At 42.6% G+C, this 12,001-nt stretch carries 12 protein-coding genes; all 12 read left to right on the top strand.

Annotated features, from left to right (window positions below):
- The first annotated feature begins 24 nt into the window (after positions 1-24).
- Positions 25-270 carry an AbrB/MazE/SpoVT family DNA-binding domain-containing protein gene (locus KIH41_RS02415; RefSeq protein ID WP_214161395.1) on the top strand — a complete coding sequence of 82 codons (246 nt, stop codon included), beginning with the start codon at positions 25-27 and terminating at the stop codon, positions 268-270.
- The gene (locus KIH41_RS02420) at positions 261-584 is read left to right on the top strand and encodes a type II toxin-antitoxin system PemK/MazF family toxin (RefSeq protein ID WP_214161396.1); all 324 of its coding nucleotides are present in this window, start codon (positions 261-263) and stop codon (positions 582-584) included. The genes KIH41_RS02415 and KIH41_RS02420 overlap by 10 nt, the downstream gene beginning before the upstream one ends.
- A gap of 977 nt (positions 585-1,561) precedes the next feature.
- Entirely contained in the window at positions 1,562-1,789 is a 228-nt protein-coding gene (locus KIH41_RS02425) for a hypothetical protein (RefSeq protein ID WP_214161397.1), read from the top strand.
- Positions 1,789-2,193 (top strand): type II toxin-antitoxin system VapC family toxin, encoded by a 405-nt coding sequence (locus tag KIH41_RS02430; protein ID WP_214161398.1) that lies wholly within the window; start codon positions 1,789-1,791, stop codon positions 2,191-2,193. The genes KIH41_RS02425 and KIH41_RS02430 overlap by 1 nt, the downstream gene beginning before the upstream one ends.
- A 253-nt stretch (positions 2,194-2,446) precedes the next feature.
- Positions 2,447-2,788 (top strand): cyclic-phosphate processing receiver domain-containing protein, encoded by a 342-nt coding sequence (locus KIH41_RS02435; RefSeq protein WP_214161399.1) that lies wholly within the window; start codon positions 2,447-2,449, stop codon positions 2,786-2,788.
- Between the two features lie 53 nt (positions 2,789-2,841).
- Positions 2,842-3,045 carry a hypothetical protein gene (locus KIH41_RS02440; protein ID WP_214161400.1) on the top strand — a complete coding sequence of 68 codons (204 nt, stop codon included), beginning with the start codon at positions 2,842-2,844 and terminating at the stop codon, positions 3,043-3,045.
- A 262-nt stretch (positions 3,046-3,307) separates the two neighbouring features.
- On the top strand, positions 3,308-3,574 hold the full coding sequence (gene rhuM, locus KIH41_RS02445) for a RhuM family protein (RefSeq protein WP_214161401.1): 267 nt from the start codon (positions 3,308-3,310) through the stop codon (positions 3,572-3,574).
- Positions 3,575-4,075: 501 nt separating this feature from the next.
- Positions 4,076-4,738: a trypsin-like peptidase domain-containing protein gene (locus KIH41_RS02450; protein ID WP_214161402.1), complete on the top strand. Its 663-nt coding sequence runs from the start codon at positions 4,076-4,078 to the stop codon at positions 4,736-4,738.
- A gap of 1 nt (position 4,739) precedes the next feature.
- A complete protein-coding gene (locus KIH41_RS02455) occupies positions 4,740-5,174 on the top strand; it encodes a hypothetical protein (protein WP_214161403.1) in 435 nt (144 codons plus the stop codon).
- An 812-nt stretch (positions 5,175-5,986) separates the two neighbouring features.
- On the top strand, positions 5,987-9,052 hold the full coding sequence (locus tag KIH41_RS02460) for a type I restriction endonuclease subunit R (protein WP_214161404.1): 3,066 nt from the start codon (positions 5,987-5,989) through the stop codon (positions 9,050-9,052).
- Positions 9,053-9,084: 32 nt separating this feature from the next.
- The gene (locus KIH41_RS02465; protein WP_214161405.1) at positions 9,085-10,707 is read left to right on the top strand and encodes an HsdM family class I SAM-dependent methyltransferase; all 1,623 of its coding nucleotides are present in this window, start codon (positions 9,085-9,087) and stop codon (positions 10,705-10,707) included.
- Positions 10,700-12,001, top strand: coding sequence for a restriction endonuclease subunit S (locus KIH41_RS02470; protein WP_214161406.1), 1,302 nt, complete (start codon positions 10,700-10,702; stop codon positions 11,999-12,001). The genes KIH41_RS02465 and KIH41_RS02470 overlap by 8 nt, the downstream gene beginning before the upstream one ends.

Genomic DNA, 12,001 nt, shown 5'->3' on the forward strand with positions numbered 1-12,001 from the left:
TAACTTTGTAATCACAAAAAAGCTATGGAAGCATCAATCATCAAAATAGGGAATTCAAAGGGTCTTAGGTTGAGTAAGGCGATAATTGATAAATACAATATCAAGGATAAGGTTGAAATTATCCTTGAGGAGGATAAGATTATCCTAAAGCCGATAAACTCTCCGAGAAAAGGGTGGGGAGAGGCATTCAAGAAAATGAATGAACGCGGAGAGGACCAACTCCTGATCGATGATGTCTTTGAGAGTGAAAACTTTGACGAATGGAAGTAATGCAGTATCAAATCGTCCTGGTGAACCTCGACCCGACTGTCGGCAGTGAAATAAAGAAAACCCGGCCTTGTGTCATTATTTCTCCTGACGAAATGAATGATAACTTAAGAACTATAGTGATCGCCCCGATGACTACCAAGACTCATAATTACCCCACAAGAGTTAAGGTAAACCAAAATGATCAACTTAGCTGGGTAATCCTTGACCAAGTCAGGACAATTGACAAATCCAGGATTATCAAAACGCTAGGTGGTTTATCCGCCAAGGAACAAGCAGCCTGTAAAATGGTAATCAAGGAAACCTATGTGGATTAATTTAACCGCAAAGCATTATAAGGAACGCAAATTTATCAATCAATTCTTCGCGCCACTTTGCTTCTTTGCGGTTGAAGAAAATAAACTCAAAAAAATACAATGAATTCTTGGTTTTTAGCCAAACAGGCGGGAATGTGTTAAGTATGTGGCTGACATCATGCCTACATCCCTTAGACATCCAGCCCTGGTTAGGCCTACATTTATCGGGTATCCTACTATAATAACACCTACATCTATTCACTATCGTCGGACCATTCCAATAACAAGCGTCTTGTATATTAACGTGTCCATCTTGCCAAGGCTTCCTTCGTTCGACCCCTTTCAGGGTCGGGAAAGAGCATAATTTGAACCTCCCTGGGTCCACTTTCCTGCATTTGCAGTCAGGCGGACCCAGGGTTACTGTTGTTCAACCCTTACAGGGTTGGTTAATATCAAATACCAAATTGACAGATTGTATAGTCTAAAAAAGAATCCTGAAGGGATTCAATTACAGTAACCCAGGGTGACGCCTGAAGGGCTAGCCCTGGGACAAGATCCGCCACCAAGCAACAACCCTGAAAGGGTTGAACAGCAATCGCTTAAAGCAGAGACCACGAGGTCCAGACGTATCTTTAGACCACCAATACCCTGACAAAAAATAAGTTATTAACTTGAGTTTTCAATATTGAAAATCCCGAAAAAAATGCTCCTCCACGATTAAATCCACATGGTAGACAAGGTGTTGAGAAGAAAAAATATTCCTACCGTGTTTTTCATAAGAAATAATAATTTTTACCATATGAAAAGAATCATCCTAGAACTTATCCATAAGCAGTAAGTGGTGTTATGGACACTAATTAAACGTACCTACCAATCGGATCTGGAAAACGAATCCTTCTCCGGTTATGCTTTTCAACTGAATCATACGCTGAGGAAAATAGGAAAATTAAACCTTGAAAGGTAAATTGGGGTATAATTAGGGAAAGGAGGTTAAAGTTATGAGCAATAACGAATTAAAGGATAAATTAAAAAGGCGGATAGACCACCTTTCCGAAGATAAACTTCATGATGTTTCTCAATTTCTAGAATCTCTCGAAAAAAGAAACAACAAGGGGAAGATATTATCTTTTGCAGGGTGCTGGAGTGATTTAGAAGATGATATTTTTAATGAGTTAACGAGGGATTTAGAAGGTAGAAGGAAAAACAATAGGACACGATTTTTTTAATGGAACCAGCTTTAATTGATACCGACATTGTATCCTATTTTTTGAAAGGAAATGAGAAGGTGGTGACTAAATTCCAAGAATACCTAAAGTCCTTTGACAGCATCAATCTTAGTATTATTACTTACTATGAAGTTGTAAGTGGTTTGACTTTTAAGAATGCTTCAAAACAGCTTGAAGTCTTTGAGGAATTTTGTTCTACTGCCAAAGTTTTGAATCTTACCAAGGAATCCATTAGAAAATCAGCAGAAATTTATTCCGTACAGCGATTTAAAGGAGAGCCTATAGATGATATCGATATCTTAATTGCTGGAATTGCCTTATCGCTCGACCTGACCTTGGTAACCAATAACACCAAGCATTTCGGAAGAATTGATGAGCTGAAACTAGAAAACTGGAATGAATAAACAGGATGTCGATCTTTCAGCCTGATGTTCAAGGAGCAGTAAGTATTGGGTATTGAGAGATGAGCATTGATTTTTATTATTAGTATTTCAACCATTAAGAAGTTAAGGGAATTAAGAGGAAGGTGGAGAAGGGGGCACTGTTAACCTTTAACCTTTTAAATTTTAAACCAAAAATATAACGACAGCTTCTGTCACTGTCATGGTTAATAAAAATATATAGGACTATCTTGAGCCTACAACTCAGAAAATCCCCATGAAAAAGCTCTTTCTCGATGATCTCCGCACTGTAGACTTGGTCTATGATTCATCAATGGTAGGGGAGTTTGAGGTAGTGAGGAGTTTTGATGCTTTTGTTGAATATATCAAGACTAACGGCCTGCCGGATTTTATCAGTTTCGACAATGACCTGGGAGAGGACGAAAATGGCAATCTGTTGCCGGATGGCTACGCTGCCGCCAAGTGGCTGGTGTACGAGTCCGGCCTTGACCTCCGCAACCTGAAATACCATGTCCACTCCGCCAATCCCGTCGCCGCCGAACAGATAAGGGGATTGCTGGGGAATTATATCAGGTTTTTAAATGAAGAAGGAAAGTAGTTCGGAAATATTCCCTAACCCATTCTTAGGAGACGATAATAGTTTTTTATCATATGAAAAAAATCATCATAGGACTCACCGACAAGCAGTACGAGGAGTTAGAGTCCCTTATCAACCGTACCCACCAAACGGATTTGGAAAACGAAACTTTGTCGGGCTATGCTTTGCACCTGAACCATACTCCGATTGACAGCTGGCTGGAGTTTGAGAGCAATGGGATTACGGATTTGGGGCCGGTGAATTGGGAGATTGAGTGATTATGGGCAGGAAAGAAATGAGGAACTACTTTTAAAATCGCTTTGGTAATTGTAAATCCACTAGTTCCTTAATATCTTTTCGGATTAATTTTTTACCGAAAATCCCAAAATTTATACAGATGAAACCCCAGGACATTCTTTTGTTCAACACCGAGGATAGGAAAGTCAACGTCTCGGTTTATTTCCAGAACGGAACCTTTTGGCTGACACAGAAGGCGATGTCTGAATTGTTTGGTGTTAATGTACCCGCTATCAGTAACATTTGAAAAACATATTAGAGACTGGGGAGCTAGAGGCAGATTCAGTTGTTTCCAAAATGGAAATAACTGCCGCTGATGGGAAAAATTACGAGACAAACTTCTATAGGCTTGAAGCCATATTGGCAGTAGGCTATCGGGTAAATTCCATTCAGGCTACCGACTTCAGGAAGTGGGCTATCCAAAAACTCAACGAGTTTATCAACAAAGGCTTTGTGCTGGATGATGAGCGTATGAGAAGTGAGCACTGGAAGATGAGCGCTGAGCACTGAGCACTGCGAGAAGAATGGAGGACGTGGGCACTGGGCGTTGAGCTCGCACTGCCGTTAATCCTTTAATCCCATAATCCCTTAAACCTCTTTCATAAATTCCTTAAACTTTTTCCCCCTTTTGAGTAAAAATACCCTGATCGCAGTATTGTGGGGGGAGCTGAGCAGGGAGCGCTGTGCACTGAGCACTGCGAGTAGAACGGGTAGGTGGTCGCTGGGGATATAGCTCGCAAGCCATTAATCCTTTAATCCCATAATCCCTTAAACCTCTTTCTAAAAATTCCTTAAATTTTTTTCATGTTTTGAGTAAAAATACCCTGATCGCGGTATTGTGGGGGGAGGGGGAATGGGTTAGTTTTAGGGGGTAAATGAAAATTAGGATTACTAGCGGTCAGCCAAGTGGGTTGAATTTTTCCAGATATGCGTACTTTATGCTTATTTTAGAGTTGTACGCAATGGGGAAAAGTCGCATAACATCGCTACTATTCTTCGACTAAACCAAAAATGAACATCAGAGATATGGCCATAGTATTACCCCTCGCATCAGATGACCAATTGGTTTCAAGCGCCGTGCTTGTATCACAAAAAGATGGATTTCCAATTTTTGTTTCTACATTGCATCAATTAGGCGCTTCAACAAATTATAAGATTGCAATTCCTCCACACTTGGGAGATATCAGTGCGAGTCAAAGATATCCCTTACAAGAAACTGCGGCAATTGAAATTGATCTAGTAAAGATTGATCCTGCACACGACTTAGCGATCTTTAAGGGAAGAACCACCGATTTTCGCGCAGCTTTTCCAAAGATACATACCCAATTTAACGAGATTAGTGTTGGCGAGGAACTCGTAGTTGTAGGTTACCCTTATTCAACGTTGGGTTCCTTCTTAGAGACAGCTCAGATAACAAATGTTTCGGCTAAAGGTGTAAGGCTGTTCATGGATACGCTGGAAATCAAAGAGTTGATTATTTCACACCAGACTCTTCAAGGAAGTTCTGGGTCAGCGGTGATTCGGAGGTCAGATGGCGCTCTTTGTGGCATATTAAGAGGCACTTTAGCTCCACCTAGCGTTGTTTCTATTGGAAACATTCCATTAGCTTCGGACACTAACGTAACATATGTGACTTATAGTTCAATACTTCCAAACCTCTTATCAACTATTTAAAATGCAAACTACGCTTGAGAAGTTTAAATACACTGACTTTTTAAATCAATTGGATGAGCCTTTAAGGTCGGCAGTTTTATCAATGGATAGCAGGGGGATACCACTTGATACAATTGGTAATGAGATTGCTGCCCAGCCTACATTTGGGATGTCAACAAAGGGTTCTAACAATTGGGACCAATCAATTTTTCAAAAGTTTTTACACGAATTGGCTTTGCTTATATGCGACTCACCAGAGAATGAACTATCAAAAAAGCTAACATCTGAAGCTAATGTTACTGTGCTAGTTGTTGTATCAGCTGCTTCTGGAATTATAGGTGATAAGCTTGGTTTTGCGGCGTCCATGTGTACACCATTCATTGTTCTTGCTTTTGCTACTATTTTGAAAGCGGGATTGAATACATTCTGTAGCCATTTCAAGCCTCAAGGAAAATGAGAATAGCGTTTTTGTTCAATCAGAGTCTTTAGCTTTTAGGTCTCCACGAGCAACATGGGCTATTGTACTATGGCCGGTCGTTTTTATTTAAAATTCTAATTTAGGTTAGGCCACAGCACAAAACCTTGGTCGGTAGCCGATATGATAAACCAAACTCAAACTCATCAACATATCATGTACGAACAATATTCAAGACAAGCATTACCGTCGAAGCAATATCGAGAATTACTAGGATCAGCAATTAGTGTTTTTAACTCTAATAATCACTTCGTAATTGAAAATATACTCCGAATTGACAATACAAATTTTAATTGGTATGATTTGATAGATAAAACATCTGGTCAATTAAACGAGCCTATTAAAAAAACAATAACAGAGAATTCATGCGATCAAATTGCTAATTTATTTTAGGGGTTAGTCGAAAAAAGAAATCGAATCATTCATAGTTATTAAGTAACACATGAAGACGAGCAAATACTAGCTACAAAAGATAAAAATCATAATTAATTTATAGTTACTAAGGAATATTTATTAGACTTTATAAAAGAGAATGAATTATTATCTTCTAAACTACATGAACTAAGGGGGCATTAATAAATCAAAATTGGCTACCAGGGTTTAGCAAAAGCAGGCTCAAATGCTTCAATTGAGCATTTTTCAAAGTTAACATTAGTGATTCTATTGAGCTTTTGTCCTAATATCCTCACCTTTTGCAAGCTTCAAAAAGTTAAATATAACCTATCCTCCCCCTTTTGCAAATCCCCTAATTCCTTAATATCTTCCCATCACCATTTTTCAAGTAACTTTTGCCTATGGCTTTCAACGAGGATTCTAGAGTTAAAATACCGGCAGTGCTGCACCTGGTGAGGTTGGGGTATACTTATCTTTCCCTTAAAGAGCAGCAGTGGGATCCGGAGACCAATATCTTTACAGATATTCTTTTTGAAAGGATCCATGGGCTTAATCCGGGGCTTTCGGAGGGGGATGTGGAGCGGATATATGCGGAACTCTCGCTTTCGCTGGAAAATGAGGATCTGGGGAGGGCTTTTTACCAGAAGCTGACCGAGCAGAGCGGGATCAGGTTGATCGATTTTGAGGATTTCGATAACAACCGCTTCCATGTGGTGACGGAACTTACCTACCGAAAGGATGAGGAGGAGTTCAGGCCGGATATCACGCTGCTCATTAATGGCATGCCCCTGGTCTTCATAGAGGTGAAGAAGCCCAACAACCGGGAGGGGATTTTGGCCGAACACAAGCGCATTAAAACCCGCTTCGAAAACAAGAAATTCAGGAAGTTTGTCAACCTTACCCAGTTGACGGTTTTCTCCAACAACATGGAGTATGACGACAATTCTCCTCAGGCCATAGAAGGGGCTTTCTATGCCACCTCGTCGTATCAAAAACCGCAGTTCAATTACTTCAGGGAGGAACATTCCTTTGACCTTGCCAAAATCCTACAGCCCGAAGACGATGCGCTGGAGTCTTTTGTGCTGAAAGATACCAACCTGGTCGGCATCAAGTATTCCAAGGAGTTTCTTCTCAACAAGAACCCCAACGGCCCAACCAACAGGATTTGCACTTCCCTCTTTCAGCGGGAGCGCCTAGCCTTTATCCTCCGATATGCCATTGTCTATGTGAAGAAGAAGCATTTGGAAAAGCATATCATGAGGTATCCGCAGCTATTTGCCACCAAAGCCATCGCTTCCAAACTGGATGCGGGTATCCGAAAGGGCATCATCTGGCATACGCAGGGTAGTGGCAAAACCGCCTTAGCTTATTTCAATGTGAAGTTCCTGACGGATTATTTCAGCAATCGGGGTGTGGTGCCCAAGTTTTATTTCATAGTAGATAGGCTTGACCTGCTCACCCAGGCAGCGGGGGAATTTAAGGACAGGGGGCTGGTTGTTCATACGGTCAATTCCAGGGAAGATTTTGCCAAAGACATCAAGGCCACCAGCGTTATCCACAACCACTCCGGAAGAGCCGAAATCACTGTGGTTAATATCCAGAAGTTCCAGGATGATCCCGATGTGGTGCGCAACACGGACTATCAGGTGAATATCCAGCGGGTTTACTTCTTGGATGAAGTGCACCGCAGTTACAATCCCAAAGGCAGCTTTCTGGCCAACCTCAAGGAATCCGATCCCAACTCTATCAAGATAGGCCTGACAGGCACCCCGTTGTTGGGTACGGATTATAATTCAAGGGCCCTGTTCGGGGATTACATCCACAAGTATTATTACAATGCCTCCATAGCCGATGGCTATACCTTGCGACTGATCCGGGAGGAAATAGCAACCAGCTACAAGCTAAAACTCAAGGAAGCTCTGGAAGAAATCGAGATCCTGAAGGGCAACGCCGACAAGAAAGTGGTGTATGCACATCATAAGTTTGTGGAGCCCATGCTGGATTACATTGTACGGGATTTTGAACAAGCCCGGATTACCATGAATGACGCTTCCATCGGGGGCATGGTTGTCTGCGATTCTTCGGATCAGGCGAAGATGATGTTTGAAATCTTTCAAGAAAAGTATGCCGAAAAGGAATTGGAGGAGGAGTTTGGGATGGCCGCTGAGCCGGTGCTTTCCTATAGCCGCCACAAAAACAGGATGAGCAAGGTTACTTCGGCTGCGCTGATTTTGCATGACATAGGCACCAAACAGGACCGGAAGGACCTGGTCGAGGATTTCAAGGATGGAAAGATTGATTTCCTCTTTGTCTACAACATGCTCCTGACCGGATTTGATGCCAAGCGCTTGAAGAAGCTTTACATCGGCCGGGTCATCAAGTCCCACAACCTTTTGCAGACTTTGACCCGGGTAAACAGAACCTACAAGGAATTCAGATATGGTTACGTGGTGGATTTTGCGGATATCCAGAAGGAATTTGACAAGACCAACCGGGAGTATTTCAACGAGCTTCAGAATGAGTTGGGGGATGAGATGCAGCATTACTCCAACATCTTCAAGTCCGCTGAAGAGGTAGAAACAGAGATCCGGGAAATCAAGGAGGTGTTGTTTCACTATGATACTGAAAACAAAGAAGCCTTTTCCCAGCAGATCAGCCAGATCAACAGCCGGTCGGAGATGCTAAAGATCACCAAGGCACTCAACGATGCCAAAAGCCTCTACAACCTTATCCGTTTGGGCGGAAATTATGACCTGCTGGAAAAGCTTGACTTCCAGCAATTGACGGTTCTATCCAGGGAAGCCAACGATAGGCTGGCCTTGATCAACACCAAAGAAGCCCTGGAGAAAAATGTAGATACCACCAATTTGCTTAATATTGCACTCGAGGATGTCCTGTTTGCCTTTACCAAAGTCAAGGAAGAGGAAATGGTGCTGGCAGATAAACTGAAGGACACGCTTCAGCGCACCAGAGAAGCATTGGCGGGCAATTTTGACCAAAGGGATCCGGTTTTTATCTCCCTTCGGGAGGAGTTGGAGCGCCTTTTCAAAAAGAAAAACCTCAATGAGGTGACCAAGGAGGAAATGGAGCTGAACATCCAAGCCTTGGACAAAATCCACCGCGAGGCAAAGGAATTGGAACGCAAGAACCAATTGCTGCGGGCCAAGTATGACAATGATGAAAAATATGCCCGGCTCCACAAGCGCCTGATGGAAAAGGACCCTTTGACCGACAGCGAGAGCAAACTGTTTGAGGCGCTGCAGGGGCTCAAGGAGGCGGTAGATGCCCAGATTCTGCAAAACTCCAGGATGCTCGAAAACGAGAGCTTTGTGGAAAAGATGATGGTGCGGCAAGTCATCGAACAATTGAAAAACAAATACCATCTGCCCCTGGATGCGGCCACTTCCAAGCGCATCAACAGCCTGATGGTGAAGGAATACATGAATGAATATTATGGAAGGATCTAGGACTTCCATTTCCCAATAGCTTAAAATTAAATATGACCCCTACAGTAGTTTTTGAGAAAGACACAAAAGCACTTATTGATAGCCTGAAAAGTGTATGCGCCAATTATGGATTGGGCAACGACGGCAACGAGTTTAAAATCATCACGCAGGTTTTCTTATACAAGTTTCTGAACGACAAGTTTGTACATGAGGTCAAAAAACTTGACCCAAAGATAGCCGAGGCCGAAAATTGGGAGGCCGTACTAAAAAGCTACCCTGCAGAAGAGTATGAAATGCTCTTGATGCAGATGAGCGAAAGCACCGCCCGCCTGCAGCCCGAGCATTTGATTTCAAGCCTTTTCCACCAGCAGGACAAGCCCAAGTTTTCCGAAATCTTTGACAATACCCTGCTGGATATCGCCAAGGAAAACAGCGACATCTTTTCGGTGGTGACCAATGGGGGCGAAAAGGTGGTACTATTTGAAAACATCAGCAAGTACGTGACCGATCAGCGGGATGAGTTCTGCCGGGCCATCATCAACAAGCTCATCAATTTCAGTTTTGAGCATATCTTCCACCAGAAGTTTGATTTCTACGCCACCATTTTCGAATACCTGATCAAGGATTACAACACCAACAGTGGGGGCAAATACGCCGAGTACTTCACCCCGCATGCCGTGGCCAAAATCATGGCCAAGTGTCTGGTGCAGGAAGAGGTGAGCAACGTGACCTGTTATGATCCATCGGCGGGATCCGGGACCCTTCTGATGAACCTGGCCCATGAGATAGGGGAGAACAAGTGTAGTCTTTACTCCCAAGACATATCCCAAAAGTCCTCCAACCTGCTGCGGCTAAACCTTATCCTAAATGATCTGGTGCATTCGATTCCAAATATTGTCAAGGGCAACACCATCCTGGACCCTTACCACAGGGACCCTTCCGGAGCCCTGCAGCAATTCGATTACATCGTTTCCAACCCGCCGTTCAAGCTCGACTTTTCCGATTTTGTGCAGGATCTGGACAGAAAGGAGAATGCAGAACGCTTTTTCGCTGGTTTTCCCAATGTGCCTAAGACCAAAAAGGAAAGCATGGCCATCTACCTGATGTTTTTGCAGCACATCATGTTTTCGCTAAATGAAAAGGGCAAGGCGGCCATCGTGGTGCCGACAGGTTTCATCACCGCCCAAAAAGGCATAGAAAAGTCCATCCGGGAGCGCATGGTAGAACAAAAGATGCTGGCAGGAGTGGTGAGTATGCCGAGCAATATCTTCGCTACCACCGGCACCAACGTATCGGTGATTTTCCTCGACAAGCAAAACAAGGGCGATGTGGTGCTGATAGATGCCTCTGGGTTGGGAACTACCGTGAAGGAAGGCAAGAACCAGAAAACCCTTCTTTCCCCTGATGAGGAAGACCACATCATCGCCACCTTCAACAAAAAGGAAGCAGTGGATGATTTTTCGGTGGTGGTAAGCTATGAGGACATCAAGGCCAAAAACTATTCCCTGAGTGCAGGGCAGTATTTTGAGGTGAAGATTGAGTATGTGGATATTACGGAGAGGGAGTTTGAAGCGAAGCTGAAGGGGTTTGAAGATAAATTAGCAGATTTGTTCACTAAATCTAATGAGCTTGAGAAGGAGATTCAGGAAAATATAAAAAGCTTGAAATATGAGTAAATTAAAAACCTATAAATTCAGCAATTTATATAGAATGAGTTCAGGAATATCTTCCAGACCTGAACAAGCTGGACATGGAGCTCCTTTTCTGTCTTTTAGTACAGCTTTTAACAATTACTTTTTACCAGAAAACCTACCTGATTTGATGGATACGTCAGAGAAGGAAAAAACTGTCTACTCGATAAAAAGTGGTGATATTTTTTTAACGAGGACTAGTGAAACCTTGGATGAATTGGGAATGAGTTCTGTTGCCATTAAAGATTATGAAATGGCTTCATTCAGTGGATTCCTTAAAAGATTAAGACCCACTCAAGAGGATATTACCTATCCAAAGTACATGGCATTTTATTTACGGAGTAAATTGTTTAGAAAAACAATGACCAATAATGCTATTATGACTTTACGGGCCAGTCTAAATGAGCAGATTTTTTCTTATCTGGATTTGGTGCTTCCGGAATTTGAAGAGCAGAAGAAGATAGGAGATTTCCTTTTTCAATTAAATTCGAAAATCGACCTCAACAACAAGATCAACACCGAGCTGGAAGGGATGGCCAAGCTGATCTATGATTACTGGTTTGTGCAGTTTGACTTCCCCATCTCCGTCGCCCAGGCCCAAGCCATGGGCAATCCTGCACTCAAAGGCAAGCCCTACAAAAGCTCCGGCGGCAAAATGGTCTGGAACAAGGAGCTGAAAAGGGAAGTGCCTGAGGGGTGGGCTAAGGGTAAACTGAAGGATGTTTTGGATTTTAATTATGGGAAACCATTAAAAAAAGAAGTTAGGAGTGGAAGTGGGTTTCCTGTCGTAGGCTCTGGGGGGATAGTGGGGTATCACAACAAAGCTTTAGTGAAAGGTCCTGGGATAGTTGTGGGAAGAAAAGGAACTGTAGGGAATATCACCTATTTATATACAGATTTTTTTCCCATAGATACATCATATTATGTAGAACCTAAAGATAATTTAGAAATTCAATACTTTTATTTCTTATTAAATACCCTCGGTTTACAAATGATGAATAGTGATAGTGCTGTTCCTGGTCTAAATAGAGAGAGAGCTTTGGGGACAGATATTCTTATTTGTGATAATAAATTAGTACAAAAATTTAATCAAACCGTCAGTCCTTTTTTTAAAAAAGCAAGTCAATTACTTGAAGAAAACGAACAATTAGCTTCTTTGAGAGACTGGCTGCTGCCGATGTTGATGAATGGCCAGGTGAAGGTGGGGGAGCAGTATCCGGAAGGTAAGGAGGAGCTATCTGTGGCTGCGGAGCCGGAGGTGGGGTATGGCGGGGAGTAA

It is taken from the genome of Litoribacter ruber (assembly GCF_018500185.1).
Classification (GTDB): domain Bacteria; phylum Bacteroidota; class Bacteroidia; order Cytophagales; family Cyclobacteriaceae; genus Litoribacter; species Litoribacter ruber.

What these genes read in the sequence shown, in the direction of transcription:
- KIH41_RS02415 (WP_214161395.1), top strand. Translation starts at nt 25, where the DNA reads ATGGAAGCATCAATCATCAAAATAGGGAATTCAAAGGGTCTTAGGTTG.
- KIH41_RS02420 (WP_214161396.1), top strand. Translation starts at nt 261, where the DNA reads ATGGAAGTAATGCAGTATCAAATCGTCCTGGTGAACCTCGACCCGACT.
- KIH41_RS02425 (WP_214161397.1), top strand. Translation starts at nt 1,562, where the DNA reads ATGAGCAATAACGAATTAAAGGATAAATTAAAAAGGCGGATAGACCAC.
- KIH41_RS02430 (WP_214161398.1), top strand. Translation starts at nt 1,789, where the DNA reads ATGGAACCAGCTTTAATTGATACCGACATTGTATCCTATTTTTTGAAA.
- KIH41_RS02435 (WP_214161399.1), top strand. Translation starts at nt 2,447, where the DNA reads ATGAAAAAGCTCTTTCTCGATGATCTCCGCACTGTAGACTTGGTCTAT.
- KIH41_RS02440 (WP_214161400.1), top strand. Translation starts at nt 2,842, where the DNA reads ATGAAAAAAATCATCATAGGACTCACCGACAAGCAGTACGAGGAGTTA.
- KIH41_RS02450 (WP_214161402.1), top strand. Translation starts at nt 4,076, where the DNA reads ATGAACATCAGAGATATGGCCATAGTATTACCCCTCGCATCAGATGAC.
- KIH41_RS02455 (WP_214161403.1), top strand. Translation starts at nt 4,740, where the DNA reads ATGCAAACTACGCTTGAGAAGTTTAAATACACTGACTTTTTAAATCAA.
- KIH41_RS02460 (WP_214161404.1), top strand. Translation starts at nt 5,987, where the DNA reads ATGGCTTTCAACGAGGATTCTAGAGTTAAAATACCGGCAGTGCTGCAC.
- KIH41_RS02465 (WP_214161405.1), top strand. Translation starts at nt 9,085, where the DNA reads ATGACCCCTACAGTAGTTTTTGAGAAAGACACAAAAGCACTTATTGAT.
- KIH41_RS02470 (WP_214161406.1), top strand. Translation starts at nt 10,700, where the DNA reads ATGAGTAAATTAAAAACCTATAAATTCAGCAATTTATATAGAATGAGT.